Genomic DNA, 24288 nt, shown 5'->3' on the forward strand with positions numbered 1-24288 from the left:
TGGTTCAAGGCCAAGGTTTGTCGCGAGGTAAACTCGCTGTTACAAATTTCGGTTTAACGTTTATCAGACATTTGAATATTATTACGGCCAGAGTTTTTTGCTTTATAAAGTGCCTTGTCCGCAGTTTTGATTAGCTGTTCAGGTTTTGTTTCAAGGGTTGGTATACAGCTAAATCCACCTATACTTAAGGTTAGTTGGCTTGAAATTTTAGAAAACTGATGAGGAATGGCTAAGCTTTTTATTTTGCTTTGTATCAGTTCAGAAAATTGCTTGCAGTGCTCAGCATCAATACAAGGTAGAATAATTGCAAATTCTTCACCGCCATAACGGGCGGCTAAGTCACCTTGACGTTTACAAACTTCATCTAAGGTCAGCGCGACTTGTTTTAGCACATTATCACCGTGCTGGTGGCCGTAGTTGTCGTTAAACAATTTAAAATAGTCGATGTCGCAAATAATTAAACTGAGTGGTTGTTGTGCGCGTACGGCACGTTTAATTTCATATTGTAGAGCTTGATCAAAACGACGCCGGTTGGCGATACTGGTTAAGCTATCGATATTTGCTTGTAATTCGAGTTCTTTATTTGCTTTGAGTAATTGCTGTTGAATTTGCTCAATGTGTTTTTTATATAACGCATTACTTAATGCTCGCGTTATTATTTCGCCAATTAACTTGATCCGGATTAAATCCGTATTAGTCCAGTTCCTAGCGTTTTTCACGCAGTCGCAACCAATAAAACCGAACAGCTTATTATCTGCTTTCAGTCCAACACATAACAGTGACTGAATACCTTCGGCTTGAAATTCAGCCTTTTCGCCCTCTGCGCAAATAGGTAATTGGTTAACATCAGAAACATTAAACACCTCAGACTCTTTCATTGTTGTATAAAAGTAAGGAAGTGCATTTTGCGGAATATTCTGCAATCGATCTTTAAAGGGACTTACATTGTCATTAACCCACTCATGAGTATTGCTCATTAATTTGCCATCACGACTAAATTGAAACAAATAGCTACGATCTGCTTTGCTAAATGTACCAATAGTTTGCAGTACCAACTCGATTTGATGATCAAGGTTGTCGGTTTGTATGTCGATTAGTTGAGTTGATATTTTGGCGATGACTTCATCAAAGTTATCAGCTGAAGCTGCATTATTTGTCGGTTCAAAAATAAAAACCTTAAGTGATGGCGTTAATTGGTTGCGCTTTATGTTGAGTTGACCATTTGCTAATGAAAACGTGTTGTCGGTAAAATTAGCATGAGCGATGAGACTGTATAGTGACAATGTTTTGAGTGTATGTAAATCTGTTAGGTCAAGAGCCTTGAGTAGTGTGTTGGAAAGGTCTAACTGATTTGGTAAGTTAAATAGTGCTTGTGTATTAGCGTTACAGTAAACGAGGTTGGTTTGTAAATCTAATAAAATAATAGCGATGGGCAGCGAAGATAGCGTATCCCATGTATTTTTTGTTGTTTGCACTTCATTATTTAACGAATATGTCACTGTTGCTTCAACCCCTTATTAACATATTGAGCATACAAGCAATCTATTTGAATTGGTACTGTTTTAATATTAGCTGGTGATGTCAGGTTTATCATCTTTAAGGGGAATTTTTTAGTGCGTTTGGCTAAGGGACGTATTACAATTGAGATTGTATATCATTGCGACGCAATACTTTCACCAGCATGATATCTATCTTCTCAATTAAGCACAGGTAAACTACACCTTCATGACCGATATTACGACGCACCAAGCTTCACGTCGAAGATTATTAATTGCACTTTCTATCACCTGTGCCTTTATGGTGATCCAAGTCATCGGGGCATATTATGCAAACTCATTAGCTGTTTTAGCAGATGCAGGGCATTTATTTGTACATAACAGCTCTTTATTTATCGCACTAATAGCTTCAAGTTTAGCAATTCATTTAGCTAAAAACTTTAATGATGGTTATCAAAAAGCGGAGTTAACCGGAGGCTTAATTAATGGTTGTCTTTACCTGGCAATTAGTTTAATTATTTTATTTGAAGGTGGGGAACGTATTCTGCATCATCACGAAGGGCAAGGGCCACCAGTCAATAGTTATTTAATGTCGGTTATAGCTGCAACGGGCTTTTTGTTTCATGGTGCTGCCGCTTGGGTACTCTATAAAGGGCGCAAAGCAAGCATTAACGTTTACGCTGTTTTTTTACATTCATTTTTTGATTTAATTTCTACGGTCTCCACTTTTATCGCGGGTGTGTTAATTTACTTAACAGGTTGGACAATTATCGATATTTTATCGAGCATGTTAATTGCCTCATTTGTGATGTTTACGGGTTTAAAAGTTATTACCTCATGTGTGAAAGGGTTAGTACTGAGCAAAGCAAAGCTGCCCGATGTTACAGATATTGAATGTTCAATAGCGCAAGTAGAACATGTTGAAAATGTTCATAATGTGACAGTGGTTCGCCGTGAAGAAAAGCTAGTTGTTGGTGCACATGTGGTGTTGAAGCGCCATTGTACGAAAGAGAAGCATGATGAGGCTTGCCGCTTAAAAGTAGAGCAGATACTTGCAAAGCAATTCAATATTGTTGAGAGCGTATTACAAATTGAAAGCAACGGCTGCCAACATTAAATGTGCTAATACGCTACCGCGTTAATTAATACTTGGCAAAATAGATTTTTTCCCTTACTTTTAATACTATTAATTAGTTGTTTGAGTAAGCTTTTGGTAAACATTCAGCATCGCTATTTTGCATTAACTGGCACAATTGTATTAGCGCTGCTCGCTGGCTTTTTCAATTTACTTCCTTTTTGGTTTCTTGACAGTTCAGAGTTTCTTCTCGGTCAATTATTCGTTTTATTTTGTCTACTTAGCTTTGGCTTGCGTTATGCCGTGTTAGCTTGTGCAGTGAGTGCCGCGTTCATATTTTATCGCTGGGGACACTGCTGGCCTGCCATTGTATTCATGGGGGAAGTATTTTGGCTTTATTACTTTTGCTACTGCCGCGCAAAAAGATTGTTTTTTATCGGCATGGCGTATTGGCTCATAATTGGTCTACCTGTACTTGGGCTGATTGGTATATTTATTATGGAATTGCCAAATTTAGCCGTACTCACCGCGTTAGTGAAATATTTTTTAAATGCTGTTATTGTCCTTAGTGTTGTTGATTTAATTAGCTTTTTCTTCAATGGTCAATCTTGGCATCGTAATTCTTCGTCTTTGTATAAAATTTTAAATTATATCGTTAGCCTATTGGTTATTCTAGTGGTCTTGATAATCACGATAGCACTGACTAATAACCATTATTCTCGCGTGGAATATGAGGTTAAAAGCCAGTTATTAGACAAGTCCAAAGATATAGCGGTTAAAATTGACCTTTATCTTAATGATTATCGTCGTGCGGTAGTTTTAACAGCCAAAGCAATTGAGCAGGGCGTTGATGAAGAGGCTGCCTTAGCCAATTTAATGGCTCAATATCCTAACTTTCGGTCTTCGATTGTCAGTGATGAGAACGCAATTGTGCGCATTTTTAATCCTGGAAGTTTAAAAACAAGTTTAAATGATGATGCTCCGTCAATTGCTGATCGTGATTACTATAGGCAAGGAAAGGAACAGCCAAACGGTTATATTTCTAATATATTTAAAGGCCGAGGTTTAGGGAGTGAGGCTATTGTTGGGGTGTCAGCACCAATAACTATTAACGGAGTTTTTCAAGGGATTGTTGAAGGTTCTCTGGTATTTGGTTCACTGCTGCAATTTAGACCTCACTTTTTTGATAATGAGGGGGAGTTAATTGTTCTCGATGCGAGCAAACAAGTCGTCTTTTCTACACTTAGTAAGCATTACACTGTGTTATCAAAATTAACGGATGTTGATCTCTCTCAGTTTAATGGGAATTCAAGGTCAATTATGGAAAAAACGATCGATGGTGAGCAGCACTATGTGCAATTACAAAAGACACCGCAACAGGGATGGTATGTTGTTACGTTGTTTAAACGCAAATATGCAAATTTAGTTGCAGCAAGTGCTTGGCTTGAATCACTGCTGCTAGCCACCATTATTATTTTATTGATCAGCGTTTTTATAACGCAGCTATGTAAGTGGTTGGTGCGTCCAATTAAGGAGCTTAGCTCGCAAATTGATGAATTTGACCCACAATTCAATGCGGTTTCGTTTCCTCAAAATGCGAGTTCATGGTTAGAATTATTCAACCTGCAACAACAGTTTACTTCCATGGCAGTTAAATTAAGTAATAACTTTAATGAGTTAAAGCAAGTTAACACCGAAAATAACGCACTTAATCAACAACTAAAAAACTTTAATGTTGAGCTTGAATATCAAGTTAATGAAAAAACGGATGAGCTGTTGAATGCAGTTGCAGTTGCAAATAAAGCAAGCCAAGCAAAATCACAGTTTTTAGCGAATATGAGTCATGAAATTCGTACACCCTTAAATGGCATAATAGGTTTAACAGATATTTTGCTTAGTAATAAATCTAAGAATGATGAAGAACATAGCTATTTAAAAATGATTCAACAAAGTGCTGATAATCTATTAATTATTCTAAATGATATTTTGGATTTTTCGAAGATAGAAGCAGGTGCATTAAAACTCGATTTACAAAGTGTAAATGTTGAACAGTTACTCACTCGTTTGACAAAAGTGTTTATAGGTACGGGTTTGAAGTCAGGGGTGAAATTTAACCTTGAAATTTCCCCTAATTTACCCGCAATTCTCTTGTTAGATGGTTTAAGGCTCAGTCAGATCATTAATAACTTGCTCAGTAATGCCGGTAAGTTTACCTCTGTTGGTGAAATTACCTTACATGTTCAGTATTCAGCATCAAAACTTGCTATTGAAGTAGCAGATACCGGCATAGGTATATCACAGGCACAACAAAAATTACTCTTTAAAGAATTTACCCAAGCCGATATTTCAACAACCCGTAATTATGGCGGGACAGGGCTTGGTTTAGCTATTTGTAAGCGTTTAATTACATTAATGGGAGGACGACTTAATTTAACCAGTGAGGTTGATGTAGGAAGTTGTTTTAGTTTCGAAATACCTGTGAAGCACGCCCAGACTATTAGCCAAGTTTCTGATAAAACAGGGGTACCTGCTTTAACTGATTATAGTTTGCTACTCGTGGAAGACAACTCAATTAACCAACTGGTTATAGGTAAGATATTAGAAGCGACAGGATGTACGCTTACAATAGCGAATGATGGTGAGCATGCTTTGGAATGTTTAGAGACTATCACACCTGATTTAATTTTGATGGATTGCCAAATGCCTAAAATGGATGGCTTTGATTGCACGGCTCACATTCGTGAAAATACTTCAAAATACGGTGAAGTTACTATTATTGCCATTACAGCCAACGCGTTCGAAGATGATAAAAATAAATGTATAAGCGTTGGAATGAATGACTTTATAGCTAAACCTGTAGCTCGAGAACAATTGTATAAATGCCTTAATAAGTGGCTAACCAACTCAGTGTAAATGTGAGTATTTAATTAAACTTATCAGCTGTTTTATCTTAGGCTATACGTTTTGTAGCTTTTGCAGTAAAGGGCTGAGCTCTTTTTCATCTAAAAGCATATTACAGGACATTGGCTTGGCAAAATAATACCCTTGAAAATCGTAACAGCCTAATTTGGTCAAAAATTGTATTTGTTCTATTGTTTCAACTCCCTCAGCAATGCAATATAAATTTAAGTTTTCTGCTAGTAAGTAAATTGTTTTGATAATAGATTCATTACTTTCATCAGTGCCGATATTTCTGATAAAGCTTTGATCTATTTTTATTACATCAATAGGAAACTTGCTTAAATATGTAAGCGAAGAATAGCCTGTACCAAAGTCATCAAGTAATAGTTTAAACCCTGCATTTTTTAACAATTGTAATTGCTTTGCCGCTTTTTCTTTATCATCAAGTAAGGTGTTTTCGGTGATCTCCAACCTTAATTGAGTAGGATTAATGTGGTGCTGCGATAAAATTTCCAAAAGCCGAACATTAAGATTTGTTTTTAATATATGCACAGGGGATAAGTTGAGCGATAAATAAAACTTAGGGTTAGCACGAAGCACTGAGGCTAGCTCTGTTAAGGCTCTAATTAGCGCTTGCTCAGTGAGAATATCAATTAAACCCGCTTCTTCAGCGATAGGAATAAATACTGCCGGAGAAATCATTTTGCCTTGATGCTTCCAGCGCATTAATAGCTCAACGCCATTTATTTTTTTTGTTTTGCTATTAACAATTGGTTGGTAATTGTTGAATAATAGATCGTCTTTTTGCGCATCTTTTAAGGCATTCTCTAATAGTAACTTTTGTGTTATCCGCTCATTCATTTGTTCGGTAAAAAACTTAAAACTATTTCTACCAGCTTGTTTAGCATGCATCATGGCTATGTCTGCATGGCGGATCAGTGTATCTGCGTTATCGGCATCAAAAGGGTATAGGGCAACGCCAATACTGGCTGATATATTGATTGCAAAGTCATTTATTTCAACGCGTTTACCAAGCTCTATTGAAACAGATTTTACTAAAACGCTAAGAGATTGAGGTGACTCAATATTTTTTACTAACAATAAAAATTCATCACCACTTTGGCGTCCTAATAGTGAATTACTATCCAGCATATTGTTTACACGTTGAGTGATATTACATAAGAGTTGATCGCCAACAGCATGGCCAAAAGAATCATTCACAGGCTTAAATTTATCTAAATCAATAAAAAGGAGTGCCGCGAGAGTCCCATCTTGGTGGGCTGTTTTTATAATATAGTTAATTTTTTTGTACATTAAAGAGCGGTTAGGCAATTTAGTTAGTGGATCGTAGTTGGCTAAATAGCGCAATTCATTTTCAGCTCGCTTCTGTTCAGTTAGATCAGAAATAACAATAACATAGTAGCCAATTAGTGGAGCTTCTTTGGTAATAGCGGTGATGCTAACATGGATAGGGTGGGAAGGATTGGCCTTGGTTTTTATATATGCATCACCACGCCAATTTCCTTTCGCCTTTAAGGTTTTAATAACATTAATATAATTGAGGTATTGGTGCTTACCAAGGGCTGACAAGAAACGTTTGATATTTAACTTATCTGCTTTTGAGTTGATAGAAAATGCTTCAGCAAAACTGTTATTGACCGAAAGAGGTTGATAATTACAGTCTAATATTAATAACCAGTCATTGATTTGGCTAAATGCTTCGCCTAATATCGCGGCTTGTAGCGCGTTTGCTTTTTGTTGAGTGATATTGGTATAGATCCCTGATACTCGTATCACCTCACCTGTTTCGTTTCTTTGCGTTACTTTACCAATATCTTGGTACCATAACCAATGGCCTTGAGCATGTTTTATACGGTATGTTGCTTGCCATTGTTGATTGTTATTTTGGGTTATGAAGTTTTCCCAGTCTTGGCTTAGCTTGTTAAAATCGTTAGGGTGTATTAATTTAGAGAACTCTGAAAAATCGATATTATCAGGTAAGCTTTTATAACCAAGTTCTTGCTTTAAACGATGTTGAGTACCTGAATGAGTTAGTAAGTTTACCTCCCAGACGCCACTGTTACTGCTACTTAATGCTAAAGCAGTTTGCTGTTGTGATTGCAACACATTTTTGTGAGATTGCTCTATGGTAATTCGCTTCGTACGGTATTGCCAAAAAATAAAAAGTAGAATGAATACGCTCATAAGCCCATATAAAGATAATGCAATTGGTGAGCGCCAAGGGGCGTAGGCAACTTTAAAGTGCAATGTAGCAGGCGTAGTTAACTTTGTGTCACTATTTATGTATGAGGCGACGGATAATGTGTATTTACCTGGTGGTAATGTAGGTAAAAAAACTTTATTGTCTCGGTAATTGTTATAACTAAATGAGCTAGGTCCAGTTAAAGAAACTTGATAACGGGCTTTATCAATATTTATAAGATCGAAATTTGAAAAGCTGACTTCTAAACCCATATCATCGGCGCTTAACTCCAGTTGTTTATTTTCGTAGCGCATTGGGTAATATTGGATATGTTTTGAAAATAATGAAACGTTGGTGATTTGGGTGTTGAGTTTGTTTGTGACATCACTTACATCTAAAAAATCTTGCGGGGCGATTGTTAATAAACCTTGAGTAGTGCCAAAGGCAATTCGGCCATCATCAAGAATTGCGTGTGCATCAAGGTTAAACTCGTTGACCGTTAAGCCATCTTTGACCGTATATGAATCGACCTGCATTGAATTTACATCAATTTTGTACAAACCATTTTGACTGCTTGCCCATAAAAAACCAAACTGGTCAATCTGTAACGCAAAAATAGATTTAGTGTTTATTCCATCGGCGAAATTTAGACGATGTTTCTCCTTGTAACTGGTTGCATCTAAGGCAATTAAGCCTTCATGGGATGATGCAAGCCATAAGGTATTATTATAATCAATAACCCAATCATCAATTGTTATATACATCAATGGGTTGTGGTTTTTAACTTGGTAGATAGTGGTGAGCTTTTGCGTTGTTTCATTGTAGCGGTACAAAGCACCTGATGCACTAATGAGAAAATCATTGGGGGAATTAGTCAGCGGTTTTAAAAATGTATGCATTACAAGGGGATCTAATTGGTCAATAAGGCCTTTAATGACTCTGGTTTTCCCCGTAGTGCCATCGTATAAATAAAAATTTTCAGAATTTATGAAGGCAAATGTGTCCGTTGTGATTTGATGATAACCAAACGAACCACGTTGATTAATAACGCTTTGAGTTAGGCCATGGCTCTTTATAGGTGACAAGCGTTGTGTTTTCTTATCAAAAAGGGCAAGGCCATCGTAAACTAATAACCATAAATATCTATTAGGTTTTCCCAAGTCTGCATCAGTGACACCAAACACGGCAAACTCGCCAAAAAAAGATTTTTTATCTTCAGTTGATAAAAATGTTTGGCTTTGTGAGGTGGCTGTATTTAGTTTCGTTAGCCCATTACCGGTACCAACCCAAAGTGTATTTAATGCATCTTGATATACACTTAGAACGAGATTGTTATGTAATTTGCCATTGTGATTTATTTCTATGTTTTTAAATCTTTTCGCAAGCGTCGACCATCTAAATACACCTTGTGAGCGAGAAGATAGCCACGCTAAGCCGGTGTTGTCTAACATTACGTTCATTATGGTGTTGTCAGAGATATTAAATTTACTTTGATCAAAACTAAGAATAAATTCTTTTTCACCAGTATTACGATGATATTGAAATAACCCACTCTCGGTTGCGATATATTCACCATACGGGCTGTTTATGTAATCCCATATGTTGTGTTCACTTATTAAAGTTTTGATCTGCTTTGTATTTAGTTGACCTACCTCATTAAATGCAATTCTATAAAGCCCTTCAACCGTACCAACCATTAAACCTAGCTGTTGGTCGGCTCTTAAAAATTTCACATTACTGTTATCTGCGTTTTGTTTGAGCTTAGGTAATAAAGGTATTTTGGTTGTGTATCCATCAATTAATGATTGTGAAAATAAGCCGTCGCTAGTACCAATATAAAGATAGTTGTTATGAACTGTAAGGGCACGAACGACATGATCCTTTTTTTGAATAGAAAATTCATGACTGAACGTTTTTTTCACCGCATTATAAATATACACATGTTGATTAATAGCTAGATAAAACAGATCACCTTGTTGTTCAACCGCCATAATTGGAGAAAATATTTTATCTACTTCGTTGAGTTTGCCTGAATATATTTTATTTACCGCTAAGGTCGTAGGGTCAATAATATAAGCACCAGAGTACTCTGTAGAGACAAAAATTTTTCTGTCTTTGGTTTCGTATATTAGTAATATTGAGAATTGATCAAAGTCAGGTAAAATCTGTACTTGATAGCCGTCATACCTATTTAAGCCTTGGTTGGTTGCTATCCAAATATAACCTAGCTTATCTTGCAAAATATCATTTACAAGGCCTTGCGAGAGGCCTTCATCGGTAGATAAGCGTTGTAGTTGTTGAGCATAATTTTTTGTATTTGCTTGCACATTACATAAAGTCGATATGAAACCTAACAATATGATAAAAAAGGTTCTCAAACGCACGTATATGTTTACCCAGCTAAATTTACTATTATAGATAAATATAGCATAGCAATTCGTTAGTAATAATTTAATTACTAAGTATTTATAAACTTTGTTGCAACAAAGTAGACTGAACGTCAGGGAGCAGAATATGAAAAAAGTGTTTTCACCAGAAAGTGCACAGAGCCTTCTGTTGGTCATTGATATTCAACAAAAACTCGCACCAGCAATGACTCGCTATGAGCAAGTAAAAGACGTTGCTAAGCAGTTGGGTCAAGCTGCAGTACTGTTTGATGTACCTTCACTTGTCACTGAACAGTATAAACAGGGCTTGGGCGAAACAGATGAGGTATTAAAAAGTCAGTTAGTAGATGCGCAGTATTTTGATAAAATCCATTTTAGCGCGTATAAAGAACCAGGATTCAAAGAACTAATTGCGTGCTATAAAAAGCCACACATTATTGTTGTTGGTATGGAAGCGCATGTTTGCGTGTTGCAAACTTGTTTAGACTTACTGGCACAGGACTATAACGTATTTATTATTGCTGATGGCGTATGCTCACGCCAAGACCGTCATCGTGATATTGCAATAGCACAATTACAGGAGGCCGGCGCTATAATCTCGAACGCAGAAAGTGTGATCTTCCAATGGGCTGAGGTAGCAGCTACAGAGCAGTTTAAAAAAGTGCTGAAAATCGTTAAGTGACAACACAACACATTTTTTTGCATTGTAAGGAACATGCTATAATTACTGTATTAGGGATTTAGAATGATCTAAATGGAGATTCAAAACGTTTAGAGTTGTTTATTAGGGGTGCGTATGACTCATATAAGTCGTTTGTTTACTATTTTATTTGCTTTGCTCTTTATAGAGTCACTAGCGCTGGGGTTTTATTTTTCAACCCTAATACCTGCATTAATTGTTGGTGTTCCCCTTACCTTATTACCTATCTGGCTGCTGCAAACACAACCCGATAGCCCCATAACGGCGCACGTAGCCAGCGCATCTTTAATGCTTTTTGCTTTTTTACATATACAGCAAACTTTTGGTTTGATTGAAGTGCATTTTGAAATATTTATTTTGCTGGCTGTGTTAATTATGTTTGTTAAATGGCAGGTATTTATAACTGCCATTGCCTTTGTCGCTGTGCATCATCTTTCATTTTATTATTTACAAACTCAAGGCTCCGGTTTTTATGTATTTGACCCCGATAGATTAGCTTTCAGTACAGTACTGATACATGCGGTGTATGCTATAGCTGAAGCGGTCGTAGCCGGTTACATTGCAGTCTCTTTGCGAAGAGAACGTAGAGGGGGTCGATCATTAAGTAATGCGACAGAACAGATAATGGCAGATCCTGAGCATATTCAATTGTCAGTACGTGCTGATGATACTAAAAATATAGTTATTCAGGGTTTTAATTCTTTATTAGATACTTTAAGTAAAGTAATTGAACAAGTTAAAATTCAATCCGGTTCATTGCATGCTAATTCGCAGGAGTTAGTGGCTGTACACGATGAGTTAGCTGATGCGGCGGCACTGAGAGCTCAGCAAACGGACGATATTGCACAATCCGGGGTATCTGTTGCACAGGGTTTTAATTTAGTTGAGCAAGAAAGTGAAGTGCTTAAACAACAAGTGGATGCAATTACGCTTGCCGCTGATGATGCGTTGAACGATGTGCAACAAACAGATGATAAAAGCCAAGAATTACGTGGACACTTAAATCATACTGAAGAACAAATTAATCATCTAGTGGCTGCCGGAGATGTAATTTCTAATTTGCTTAATGAGATATCAGGTATTGCCGAACAAACAAATCTTTTAGCATTAAATGCAGCAATTGAAGCTGCAAGAGCGGGTGAGCAAGGCAGGGGATTTGCTGTGGTTGCTGATGAAGTACGCTCTTTGGCTATAAGCAGTAAAGCAACAACAGATAAAATTGCTCATACGCTTAATGATTTGGTTAAAAATAGCCAAACCTCAACACAATCTATGAGTCAGTGTTTGAGTGTGGTAAATGAACTCACACAAATTAGCTTCACTATGAAAGAAAATATTTTGGGTATGACACAACAAATTGACACGGTGGCAAAAAGTACGGATTCAGTGGCTCGAGTAGTTGCAGAGCAAGCAACCAATACTGAACAAATTTCCGCCAGTGCAGATGGTTTGCGCATGAGCCAGCAATTAGATTCTGAGATTGTTGAAAAACTAACGGCTAAAGTGCAGATGATTGATGTGAGTATTGATGTACTTGAGCAAAGCATTGCTAAATTTAAATAACCCGAAAGTTAGGCTCTACCTGTTGGTTTTGATTTGGCTCGTCGTGGTTGTCTCGGGACTCGTGTATTTTCAGCTCGCGAGCATCACGACGTTTGATCCCCAAAATGAAATGACCCAATCAAAATGGTCAGAACAATTCAAACGAAACATAAAATGGTTGTCTTCTGAGAATCCTAAGCTGATTATTGTTATTGATGGCACATGTGGTTGCTCTAAGCGAGCTTTTAGCCACATAAAGCAGTTGCAAAAATACGTTGCGAGAAATAGCTATGATGTACAAATTATAAATCAATCTTCAACAGCTACTCATTTACTACCTAATACTCCAGGTGCAGTATTGTTAGATGCTAGTGGAAACCTGGTATACGCAGGGCCACTTTCACAAGGTTTAGCATGCTCTGCTTCAACTGGTTTTGTTGAGCTCGCCATTGATAACCTGGCCGCTGGTTTTAACTCAAATTTAGTCGTCACTGATAGTAAGGGCTGTTACTGTAAAGGTTCATAATTGACCCCGTAATTAATGCGAGGGCTAATAAGTATGATCTATAAATGATCTTTAACGTTATTCAGAGCACTTTATTGTTCATAAATGCTGATAAATAGCATCAGCACATAGACTTATTAATAAAACAATTTTAATGAATTAGTTAGACACATCTTTACATGACTGCCTTTTGATAAATGCACTTGGGATAATCACTTTTTGCGGCGGTGCGTCGTTGTTACTAATGTTATCAAGCAGTAATTTCGTTGCCTCTTTACCAACCTCATAAGGGTTTTGAGTGACGACAGTAATAGGCACTTTTAAGTATTCAGCCATTGGAATTTCATCAAATGCTAATAGTGATACATCCTCAGGAATGGATATATTTTCGTTATTTAAAGCTTTTAATAATTCAGTGGTAATAGGTAAGTGCTGGGTAAAGAATACGGTTGGAGGATTAGGAGCATCAAGCATGTTTTTAGGTGTCTGGACAAACCCTGACTCACGATGCCAATATTGTACTAACGCTTTATCGACTCCAATATTATGTTTCTCTAAAGCATCGCTATAGCCTAAGTAACGGTCTTTTCTTGATTTCATACTTTGAAAGTCTTGAGTCAGAAAGCAGATCCGTTTGTGGCCTAATTTAATTAAATACTCAGTGGCATCGAAAGCGGCTTTTCGATAATCAGAAACCACGATATTTTTTTCATTGCCATCATGCTCTAATTGGAAATGAACAATCGGTAAGCCGTTGCTAATATACTTATCAATTAACTGGGTATTCTTACCCGATGAAGCAATAATTATTCCATCAACCCGTAATTGATATAAGGTTTCTAATGATTTTGCCTCTATTTCTGAGTCAAAATCAGTGTTGTAAATCAATACATTGTAATTGCTTTTTTTACAGTAGTCGTCAATTCCACGAATCGTGCGGCTGGTATAAAAACCGGTAATGTCCCTAACAATGACTCCTATGGTTTTTGTTGTATTCATTTTTAAACTACGGGCGATAGGGTTTGGTACATAATCAAGCTCTTGAATCGCGAGCTTGATTCGTTCCTTAGTTTTTTCTGACATGTAGTCAAAGCGGCCGTTTAGGTATTGAGACACTGTACTTTTTGAAACTTCGGCGAGCTGTGCAACATCAATTAATTTTATTTTTTTTTGCATCTGTATTTTCTTTAAAAGTCTAAATACGTTTAATATTGATATTTTGCAATATTGTGATATTTTAATCAACTAAACCGATTTAGTTGCGGTGCTTATAGTGTGCACTGAATTGGTAAGGTTAACCCTTTAAAATTCACCTAAAGTAAGTTTTTTATATAGGTCATCCTCAAATGAACCCTCGTGCGTATATTCGGCATAATTTTGCATTAGCGTGGCCACTCGCATTTAATGCATTATTAGTTCAATCAATGTTGATGATTGATACATTGTTTGTTGCGTCGTTGGGAGAAGTACCCATTGCCGCTATGGGGATTGCTACCACAATTATTGCATTTGTACTGGGTCTTGAAATCGCTATTGGTAATGGGGTGCAATTACTTGTCGGGCGAGCGTTCGGCTCAGGCAATAAAGCTGGTTTAATAATTGCCTATTGGTCAGGTCTTTTGATAAGTGTTTCAACAGCATTGGGCTGTATCGCCATTTTGACTGTGAGCAGTGAAAGCTTAATTGCGTTTATAACTGACGATATTGATATAGCGCAACTAGCAGAGCAATATATATCAATTACTAAGTATATTGTTTTGATAACAGCTTACACGCAAGTTTGCACGGCCTTTTGTAATGGTCGCGGTAACTCTAAAGTCTCTTTAAAGGGCTTTATCTTCGAATTACCCATTAATGCATTACTTAGCTACTTTTTGATCAATGGCTTTAATACCTATGAAGGGCTTGGTTTAGAAGGTGCTGCGTGGGGGAGCTTGATAGCCGTAAGCTTAAGGGCTGTATTTTTTTACGTTGTATTAGGTACAGATGAAAAAGCGGACTTATCCTTCCCTAAAAAAACGCTATTCTTACGTGAAATTGGGCCGCAGTTTAGTGAAATATACCCAATTGCCGCTAATTTTCTTTTGCTGAGTGTTGGCTCGACGGCGTATCAATTATTGTTTGCTCAATTAGATCTCTATGCATTTGTGGCTATCACCTTAATTTTTCCTTGGTTACGGGCTGGAACGCAGTTCCCTAACGCCTGGGCGCAAGCATCTGCAATCAGTATTAGCCAACTTTTAGGTCATAAAGAAACGGGAAATTTAAAACTATTTTCCCGACATAGTACGCAAGTAGCCATGTTCTTAGCGGTTATTATTGCAGGGTTGTTTAGTGTACTGAGTCAGTACATGGCGTTTATTTATCCCGATATAGAGCAAGAAACGCAAATCGCATTAATGATTATTGCACCCTTATATATCATTTTGCCTATCATTAGAGCCTACAATACAGTGGCAGGAAACATACTTCGTGCATTAGGTAAGAGTAATTTAGTGCTAAAAGTTCATTTTATTACGCAGTGGGTTATAGCATTACCTGTGTGTGCATTATTAGTTTTGTATTTTGAGGTCTCAATTTTTTGGGCTTTCGCATTGCTACCCATTGAAGAGCTGCTTAAAACAATTCCGTTTTATCGCTACAAAAAAGCGTTTATCCTAGATTTATAGCGAAAGTAGTATGAAGATAAAGCAACCATTGCGCTATATCAGCTAAGCTGATCTCAACACTATGGTTGCTGGGGTAGGTTATCTAATCGAGAGTAATAGCCTTATAACTCTTGCCAAAGCTATCTGTTGAAACAATATGCTTTGAATCTAAAATTGTGCCATCACTTGCTTGCCACTTTAGAGGAGTATTTGCTGTGGTGCCTTTTGGTAATACAAAGTTGTTAAAGTCGCTATTGATTTTAAACGTGTCTTTTCCAATATAGGTCACTCCATCGGGTAAATCCACGTGAGTGAGGCGATTAGCCAAAAACGCTTTCTCACCAATATATTCAAGCTCTTTCGGTAAGTTTAAGTGGGTTAAACGATTATCTCGAAAAGCACTTTCTTCAATGGTTTTAAGTCCTGCGGGTAAATCCACCGTGATTAAAAAATTAACATTAAAAGCGCTGTCTTCAATGGTTGTAATACCTGGCGGAAAAGTTACACGGGTTATACGGTTATTTTGAAAAGCAAAGTCCCCGATAGATGTAACACCTGCAGGTAAATCGACAATAACTAGGCTGTTATCCCTAAAAGCACTACCTTGGACGCTTTTAAGCCCTTTAGGCCAAGTCACATGGTTAATACTATTTGTTGCAAAAGCACCTTTACTAACAGATGTGATACCCGCAGGTAAATCTACACGGGTTAGCGTGTTAAATTCAAAAGCACCTTCGCCGATTGAGATAAGTCCAGCAGGTAAGTCTACATTTGATATGCGATTATTTTGAAAAGCAAAGTCACCAATAGCTGTGAGCCCAGAAGGTAATCGTACGGCTGTAAGGCCATTGGCTTGAAAGGCATTATTGCCAATTTTTTTTATAACTTGTCCATCGAGTTTATTGGGAATAATAACCGAAGGACGATAATTATCACCTGTAGCATCAGTGAGTGTTGTACTTGTAAGCACGCCTTTGATGACAGTTACATCATTATTTTTTAAGGTATAAGCAGTTTGTGATTTAGCGGTAAAAGTGAATGCAAGCAATACAATTGCACTCAAAAATAGTGTACTGATCTTCATATTATGTGATCTCCAGCAAGTGTGCATAAGCTATGTTTTGTAGCTAAAAATGGACCATATTCATATATGGCCGCTATTTATATCATCTAGAAGTGTTAAGTTTACCAGCGGTAACTTGCACCAAATGTAATGCGGCGATCAGTAAGACCTTGGAAACAAAGTAATGCTCCGCCATTGACACAAGATTGAGCCACTTCGGACTCGGTTAAATTAACCCCTTCGATGCCAATGTTTAGCTGCTCTGTTACATCATAACTAATGCTGGCATTAAGTTGCCCTCTGTCTTCTTGTACAACCATGAAACCCCATGGGTATGTAGTTGTACTGCCGAAATCTTCAGAACGATATGCTTCACGCCAGGTGTAACGCATTCTTGCACTTAGGCCAAATTTTTCGTAATACAAGGTGAAGTTATAGGCGGTTTCAGATAAATCTGGCAGCCCATGCAGCGCTGAGACTTCAATTCCGTCAATCCCCGTTGTTGCTGCAAATACTTCATTTGGACGACTTGCGGCATAATCTAATGCTTCACCGCCATCAAATTTTTGATACGTATAGTTTGCTAAAACACCAAAACCTGATGCCCAACCTAACTCACTTTCAAAGCTAGATAAGTCATACTGAACAGCCATTTCAACACCTTCTTGGGTGGTTTCGCCGGTGTCATTGATCGTTGTTGACCAAGGAACACAAACACCCACGCCTACAGGGCCAAATACATTAATATCAGCAATAGGGTTCCAAATCCCCCCTTGTTCGCAATCAGGGCCTGTTGTATCACGGTACCCTGTTTCTGGGTCTTCATATGGGTCTACTTGTTGATTAGCAAATAGGTTGTTACGTGTTTTATGAAAATAGCCAATACTAAATACACTGGCTTGTGCGAAATACCATTCGGCTGAAAGATCAAATGAAGTCACCTCTTCGGGTTCTAAGTTAGGGTTACCAACTGAAACCGGTGGGTTAGGGCTAGTGCTATAAGTTACTGAAGTTGAAAGGTCATTAAAGTCAGGGCGACGTATATCTTTACCCCAACCAGCACGAAGAACTAAGTCCTCTGTTACATCGCCAACAAGGTTAATGCGCGGTAAGAAAAAGCTGTAATCACCTACGTTTGTTACCTTTGATACTGTGGGGTTGCCATTCGTATCGGTAGTAACAGAATTACCAGTAGAGGTTACTTCTGTTTCTAAATACCGCACACCCACGTTACCGCGTATATAATCGGTTGAAAAGTTTGCTTGGGCGTAAAGCGCGTTTGTCGTTTCTTCAATATCAAAAAATGCACTTACTTCAGACGTTGGCGCTGTAATAGGTGTTGATCCGCCATGGGCGGTTACTGCATCGTTTAAAATACGTAACACATTATCTTGATCGGCTGAAACCATCTCAGGGTTTACCATGAGAAAATCACTTACAAATAACTCTCTACCATCAGCATCGCCAAAGTTATCTGGACCCGCAATCAGCAGTTCAGCAAATAAGTCACCTCGCGGGCTATCTGTTGCTGTTCTTAAACCCACATTAGAGCGGATTTGATCTGTCATACTCGTTGCTTTACTGTGGCGTAATCCGAAATCTATAGTAGTAAATATTGACCAATCTAAACCGTAAGTTAGATCAACACGAAAAGCGTCTTCAGTGTTTTCTGTTTTATCGCGAGCGGATTGTACATCACGCAGCATATAATTTGCAGGGTTCATCATATCTGCGACTGTTGGGGAGTTCGCCTCATCAAATGCAACACCAAATGCGAGTGAACCTCCGGTTAAGTCATAAATAAATGGTGTGCCATTTTCATTAGATGAATTAAGTGCAGCATTTGGGTTTATAAAGTTAAGTCTGGTGTTGATGCTAGGGTTTGATGAATCAGACGTTGATGTTGATGCTTCAACAACTACTTTAAGGTTGTCACCTTGCCACTCTCCACCAAGTCTAAATATTTCGCTTTTTGTTACCCGAGAGCTGGTATCAGCATTAACACGTAAGTTTGGATCGCCACCACCATCTTCAACAGGAATAACCCCTTGAGTAGCCGCTTGAATACTACCTAGGTTTTGGCCATTCAAGGTGCCAAAATTAACTGTTTCAAATGCTGTTGGAACACCTACACCAATAACATCACTGACACCGGATGCTTGTATTGCTACACCTTCAGCATAGCGTTGTTGATCATTTATAGTGGCATCAAAATAAAGTTTTGAGTCAGAATTTGGAGCCCATTCAAATGAGCCTGATATATTCTTAGTTTCATACTCATGATTATCGTAATCTTGGTTTAGAAACTGAATACCTAAAAAATCAAAATCTTGAGCGTTTGCAGTACCGCCATCTGAAGTAATCACGTTATCACGGTCAACACGCGGACGAAAAGCAGTTACATCTTTTTCAGCATAACTTGCACTAATTACAACGCCAAACTCACCATGTTCAGTAAACCAATTATCACCGTATGTGCCAGAAAGACGAGGTTTTATACCATCGGTTGACAGGCTACTAGATTCACCTTGTACTCTAATTGATGCGAGAGGTTCACTTAATTGAAGTGGGCGAATTGTACGCAAGTTAATGGTACCGCCTACAGAGCCTTCAATGGTTTTTGCATCTGGCGATTTTGTAACTTCGACACCGGCAATAATGGAAGCTGATACATCCTCAAAATTAATTCCACTGCGACCCGCTCCAGAGCCAACAGTTGATACTCCATTTATTTCAGTGCGGTTAGCGTTAGTACCACGGATTTGTACACCTGTGCCAACACCCGCAGTGCGTGTAATTTGCACACCAGTTACATTTTCTAAAACCTCCGCAAGATTTTGATCAGGCAATTTACCAATATCTTCGGCCTCAATAATTTCGACTAAATTATTTGAATCACGCTTTTCTAAAAGCGCGCTTGTCAGCGCACTGCGTATACCGCTTACTTGAATAACTTCAAGGTCATCATCAGCTTGAACTTCCTGAGCATGAATGTTCGGTGTAGCTAAAAATGCGGCTAACGCGGCACTATACAAAGGTAAATATGATCGACGGTTTTGCAGTGCAGAGCTTATTTTATTTAATTTTATGTTCATGATTAACCCTTTAACTATGTGTGTTGTCGTTATTGTTCGTGTAAACAAATCGCTTAAAAATGTAACTAACCAGAAATAAAAACCGATTTACTAAATCGATTTATTAAAAACCTAACACATAATAACCAGATGTCAATAGGGTTATATTTGAGCGGTTGTAATAAATATGTTAACGGTTGATTTTAAGATGCTAGCTAATTTATAAATTTTATTATTGTTTATTAATTAAACTGCTGATATTTCCTCGTTTATCTTATTTATTGGCGAAGAAGGATCTTAAACGGAGGAGATTTGATTTAAGAAATGTTGTTGACTTAGTAATTTTGCATCAGTACTATAATTTCCAACTAAATCGGTTTAGTAAGTTTTAGGTTTGGTAATCTAAATAAGGAAAACCAATGAAAATTAAAGACATAAAAGTATTTGTATGTAGTCCTGGAAGAAACTTTGTAACAGTGAAAATAATCACTGATGCAGGTACATATGGATTAGGTGATGCAACGGTAAATGGCCGAGAGATGGCGGTGGTTGCTTATTTAGAAGAGCATCTCGTGCCATGTTTAATTGGTCGCGACCCACAAGAAATTGAAGATATTTGGCAATATCTATACAAAGGTGTTTACTGGCGTAAAGGGCCAATAACTATGGCTGCAATTGCAGCTATAGATATGGCTCTTTGGGATATTAAAGGTAAAGTGGCCAACTTACCCGTTTACCAACTTCTGGGTGGCAGAAGCCGAAAAGGTGTTACGTTTTATGCGCATGCAAATGGCGAAAATATCGACGACACCTTAAATAGGGCGCAAGAACATATTAACAATGGCTTTAAGGCTATTCGTTTGCAATCAGCCATTCCAGGGCTAAAAGTGACCTATGGTGTGCTAGGTGATAAAAAAGATTACTTTGAATTACAAGGTAGCCGCCCGTTACCACCGGAAGAAGAATGGTCAACCGCAAAGTATTTCAATTCAATTGTTGAGTTATTTAAACAAGCCCGTGAGCGTTTTGGATATGAAGTACATTTTACTCATGATGTTCACAGCCGTCTTACCCCAATTGAAGCTGCTAAGTTAGGTAAGTTATTAGAACCTTATAACTTATTATTCCTTGAAGATGCAGCTATGGCAGAAAACCAAGATAGTTACAAAGTTATTCGTAATCATACCACCTCGCCTTTAGCTATTGGTGAAACCTATAACACTATTTGGGATTGTAAAGATCTTATTCAAAATCAGTTGATTGATTATATCCGTGTGGCAGCGACACATGCTGGTGGAATCACAGCACTTAGAAGAATTACCGACTTTGCCAGCATTTACAATGTTAAAACTGCGCCACATGGCGCACCTGATCTATCGCCAGTGTGTTTTGCAGCTCACATGCATTTAAATATTTGGGCACCTAACTTTGGTATTCAGGAATTTGTTGGTTTTGGTAACGAAGGGTTAAACCGTATTTTTAAACATAATTTCACCGTTGAAAACGGCATGGGAATAATGAGCGAAGCCCCTGGGTTAGGCATTGAATTTGATGAAGAGGCCGCAGCTGAGTACCCGTATAAACGCTCGTATTTACCAGTCAGCCGATTAGAAGATGGAACAGTCTGGAACTGGTAAAAGCAATTTAATAGCTATAAAAATAATAGATAATTTAAAGAATCACAGGTGACAAAATGAGTAATAAAGTCAGAGTATTAGTTCACGGAACTGGTTTTGCAGGCCAAGGCCACGCAGAAGCATTTAGATACGCAGGTGCAGAAGTTATTGGCATAGTAGGAAGAACAGAAAGCATCGTTAACCAAGTTGCCAAAGACATGGGGATTGCCTACGCGGGCACAAATTGGCAACAAGCACTCGAAGACTGTAAACCTGATGTGGTATCTATCGCCACACCAGGCGGCGCTCATGTCGAGCCTATCAAGCAAGCCATTGCTTTTGGTTGCCATGTATTTTCAGATAAGCCGTTAACCGCAGATGGCTCTACCTCAAAAGAGTTATACGACTTAGCTGTAGCAAAAGGTGTTAAAACGGCTTTTGCATCGAGCTTTAGATACATGCCTGAAATTTTGCATGCTAAACGTTTAGTAGCAGCGGGAGCAATTGGTGAGCCTCTCGAAGTCGAGTGTATTTCTCACTTTAACTTAGAGCGTGATATTCCCTTTGGTTGGTCACATCGTCAAGAAGAGGGGGGCGGGCGTTTAAACAATAACTTTACTCATATGATGTCGATAGTGACCTCTGTGGTCGGTGAAAAAATATTATCCATTATGGGAGAGGTGCGCGACGATTTAGGCCGAGCACCGATTGTTGAAGGGGTACATAACTTTAAAACACGTCGTGACTTTATTCCCAAGAACATTAACGACCCTTCATTAAAGTGGGGGGAATCCAATGTTGAATGGTCTTATAACGTGCTTGCACAACTTGAAAGCGAATTCGCGCAAAAGCCTGTGTCGGTCATGTTTAAACATGGCGGTTTACACCCGCGTTTTAATGAAGATCATATTGTATTTTATGGCAGCAAAGGCGCTATTTATATTAAAGGTCATTACGGCGCAGGACCACTCTATTTATATGGTGAAAGTAATGGGGGGGATGCTAAAGAATGGCTTGAGCAAGCATTACCAAGTGATATAGCTGCAAATATACCTGACGTTGAAGGAGATACCGAAAGAAACTGGCGTTACCTCATTCGTGAAATGGTCAGTGATATTGAAGGCAAAGATGTGCAGCCGTATCAAACCTTTAAAGAAGGTAGTCAATATCAGCAACTCATAGACCTAATTCGTAAAAATGACTATTGGGTAGACGTTAGTAAACTTTAATAGAAGGGCGACAACATGTTCTATGATTACGCAGTGATAGTAGGTTATTTTCTGTTAGTTATTGGTATTGGTTTTACCTTTAAAAAAATGGCAGCAAAATCAACCAGTGATTACTTTCGTGGTGGCGGGCGGATGCTGTGGTGGATGGTTGGATCTACCGCCTTTATGGCGCAGTTTTCTGCCTGGACATTCACCGGAGCCGCAGGCAAAGCATTTACAGATGGTTTTGCCGTGAGCTTAGTGTTTTTTGCTAATACCTTTGCTTATTTTTGTGGTTGGGCTTTTTTTGCGCATCGTTTTCGTCAAATGCGTGTAGATACTCCAACCGAGGGTATCAAGCGGCGCTTTGGTAGCCAAAATGAATTGTTTTTCTCGTGTGCCTTGATCGTTTTTAGCTTTTTAAATGCAGGTATTTGGTTAAATGCGCTAGGCGTTTTTACCAGTGCAGTATTTGAGGCGGATATAAACGTCACTATTATTGTTACCGGTTTAGCTGTGTTGTTTATTTCGGTGTTGTCGGGGGCGTGGGGTGTTGTTGCGTCTGATTTTGTGCAAACGCTGGTGGTTGCAGTAGTGTCTATCGCGTGCGCGATAGTGGCACTAGTTATGGTAGGTGGGCCGGTCGAGTTAGTCGATAACTTCCCATCAGGATTTGTAATGGGCCCTGATATGAATTATGGCTTATTGTTGGTGGGCACTTTTGTATTTTTCCTCGCCAAGCAAATGATCACCATAATGAACTTAAATGATTCATTTCGTTTTTTAAATGCAAAAGACACAGACAATGCACGTAAAGCGTCCTTATTAGCCATGGTACTGATGGGCATTGGGAGTATTATTTGGTTTATCCCACCTTGGGCATCTGCAATTTTATACCCAGATGCAGCGGTTGCGTATGCTGAGCTTGGTAATAAAGCCGCCGATGCTGTGTATTTAGTGTTTGCACGAAATGCGATGCCGATAGGGACTGTAGGGCTATTGTTAGCTGCGTTATTTGCAGCGTCTATGTCATCAATGGATTCAGCATTAAATAAAAACTCAGGTATTTTTATTCGCAGTATTTATCAACCCATTTTAGCAAAGCGCAACAAAGCAGTAACAGATGAACACCTTTTAAAAATGGGTAAAATATTAAGCTTTATTAGTGGTTTACTAGTTATTGTGATGGCGTTGTTTTTCAAGTCCTTAAAAGAGCTTAGTTTGTTTGATTTAATGATGTCGTTCTCTGTGATGATCCAAGTACCCATCTTAATCCCGTTGATTTTTGGTTTATTTATTAAGAAAACGCCGACATGGGCTCCTTGGGTTACGGTTGCACTTGGTTTATTTGTTTCATGGTTCGTGATGAATATATTAACACCTGATGTATTTGCGCGTTTCATTGGTATTGCTGAATTTACGCCAAGAGAAGCAACAGATATGAACTTGATTTTAACCATCGGCGCGCACTTGGTGATTACCGCGGGGTTCTTCTGCTTAACGTCAGTGTTTTATAAAGAAGAAAATGATCAATACAAACAGCAAACAGATGAATTCTTTAAAGATCTTGAAACCCCGGTAATAGCGGATGATGAACAAGATGATTACGACCGTCAGCAGCGTAACAAACTAGGATCTATGGTGATGTATATGGGCACTGGAATTGTCTTTATGGCATTAATTCCTAACCCATGGTGGGGGCGCTTAATTTTTGTATGTTGTGCGTTGATCATTTTTATTACAGGCATGTTGTTGAAAAAAAGTGCAAAGCCACTACACGCTTTAGCATAACGTTTTAATGACTTTCGGCGTTACCAACTGCATGTGTAACGCCGTATCCTGCAATACAAATTCGTAATAAATTTAGAAG

14 protein-coding genes are annotated in these 24288 nt (G+C 38.3%); 9 read left to right on the forward strand and 5 right to left on the reverse strand.

Translation table 11 applies throughout. The annotated features are described in order from the left end of the window. Positions 1-53 precede the first annotated feature (53 nt). Positions 54-1499, reverse strand: coding sequence for a sensor domain-containing diguanylate cyclase (locus AAEU30_RS17520; RefSeq protein WP_421961631.1), 1446 nt, complete (start codon positions 1497-1499; stop codon positions 54-56). A 226-nt stretch (positions 1500-1725) separates the two neighbouring features. Between AAEU30_RS17520 and AAEU30_RS17525 the strand changes: the two genes are divergently transcribed. Together AAEU30_RS17525 and AAEU30_RS17530 are read left to right on the forward strand one after the other, a co-directional pair. Then, the gene (locus AAEU30_RS17525) at positions 1726-2613 is read left to right on the forward strand and encodes a cation diffusion facilitator family transporter (protein WP_421961632.1); all 888 of its coding nucleotides are present in this window, start codon (positions 1726-1728) and stop codon (positions 2611-2613) included. Between the two features lie 81 nt (positions 2614-2694). Then, a complete protein-coding gene (locus AAEU30_RS17530; RefSeq protein WP_421961634.1) occupies positions 2695-5484 on the forward strand; it encodes an ATP-binding protein in 2790 nt (929 codons plus the stop codon). A 42-nt stretch (positions 5485-5526) separates the two neighbouring features. Here the strand turns inward: AAEU30_RS17530 and AAEU30_RS17535 are convergent, their stop codons facing one another. After that, on the reverse strand, positions 5527-10002 hold the full coding sequence (locus AAEU30_RS17535; protein ID WP_421961635.1) for an EAL domain-containing protein: 4476 nt from the start codon (positions 10000-10002) through the stop codon (positions 5527-5529). Between the two features lie 187 nt (positions 10003-10189). On the opposite strand from AAEU30_RS17535, the gene AAEU30_RS17540 reads away from it, so the two are divergent. The 3 genes from AAEU30_RS17540 (at position 10190) to AAEU30_RS17550 (ending at position 12830) form a co-directional block, all read left to right on the forward strand. Beyond that, a complete protein-coding gene (locus tag AAEU30_RS17540) occupies positions 10190-10744 on the forward strand; it encodes an isochorismatase family protein (protein WP_421961636.1) in 555 nt (184 codons plus the stop codon). 114 nt (positions 10745-10858) lie between these two features. After that, positions 10859-12325, forward strand: a complete 1467-nt coding sequence (locus AAEU30_RS17545; protein ID WP_421961637.1) for a methyl-accepting chemotaxis protein — start codon at positions 10859-10861, stop codon at positions 12323-12325. A gap of 61 nt (positions 12326-12386) precedes the next feature. After that, entirely contained in the window at positions 12387-12830 is a 444-nt protein-coding gene (locus tag AAEU30_RS17550; RefSeq protein ID WP_421961639.1) for a DUF6436 domain-containing protein, read from the forward strand. A gap of 138 nt (positions 12831-12968) precedes the next feature. Here the strand turns inward: AAEU30_RS17550 and AAEU30_RS17555 are convergent, their stop codons facing one another. Then, positions 12969-13985 (reverse strand): LacI family DNA-binding transcriptional regulator, encoded by a 1017-nt coding sequence (locus AAEU30_RS17555; protein ID WP_421961640.1) that lies wholly within the window; start codon positions 13983-13985, stop codon positions 12969-12971. A gap of 170 nt (positions 13986-14155) precedes the next feature. Here AAEU30_RS17555 and AAEU30_RS17560 point away from each other — a divergent pair, with 170 nt between their 5' ends. Continuing rightward, a complete protein-coding gene (locus AAEU30_RS17560) occupies positions 14156-15478 on the forward strand; it encodes an MATE family efflux transporter (RefSeq protein ID WP_421961641.1) in 1323 nt (440 codons plus the stop codon). An 82-nt stretch (positions 15479-15560) separates the two neighbouring features. Here the strand turns inward: AAEU30_RS17560 and AAEU30_RS17565 are convergent, their stop codons facing one another. Together AAEU30_RS17565 and AAEU30_RS17570 are read right to left on the reverse strand one after the other, a co-directional pair. Next, positions 15561-16541 (reverse strand): leucine-rich repeat domain-containing protein, encoded by a 981-nt coding sequence (locus tag AAEU30_RS17565; RefSeq protein ID WP_421961642.1) that lies wholly within the window; start codon positions 16539-16541, stop codon positions 15561-15563. A gap of 101 nt (positions 16542-16642) precedes the next feature. Further along, the gene (locus AAEU30_RS17570; protein ID WP_421961643.1) at positions 16643-19615 is read right to left on the reverse strand and encodes a TonB-dependent receptor; all 2973 of its coding nucleotides are present in this window, start codon (positions 19613-19615) and stop codon (positions 16643-16645) included. Between the two features lie 398 nt (positions 19616-20013). Here AAEU30_RS17570 and manD point away from each other — a divergent pair, with 398 nt between their 5' ends. The 3 genes from manD to AAEU30_RS17585 are packed head-to-tail and all read left to right on the forward strand — an operon-like array spanning position 20014 to position 24209. Beyond that, on the forward strand, positions 20014-21231 hold the full coding sequence (gene manD / locus AAEU30_RS17575) for a D-mannonate dehydratase ManD (RefSeq protein WP_421961644.1): 1218 nt from the start codon (positions 20014-20016) through the stop codon (positions 21229-21231). A 56-nt stretch (positions 21232-21287) separates the two neighbouring features. Further along, a complete protein-coding gene (locus AAEU30_RS17580; protein ID WP_421961645.1) occupies positions 21288-22439 on the forward strand; it encodes a Gfo/Idh/MocA family protein in 1152 nt (383 codons plus the stop codon). Between the two features lie 15 nt (positions 22440-22454). After that, entirely contained in the window at positions 22455-24209 is a 1755-nt protein-coding gene (locus tag AAEU30_RS17585) for a sodium:solute symporter family transporter (protein WP_421961646.1), read from the forward strand. Positions 24210-24288 lie beyond the last annotated feature (79 nt).

Origin of the sequence: Pseudoalteromonas mucoides (assembly GCF_049257175.1) — a bacterium.
Classification (GTDB): Bacteria; Pseudomonadota; Gammaproteobacteria; order Enterobacterales; family Alteromonadaceae; genus Pseudoalteromonas.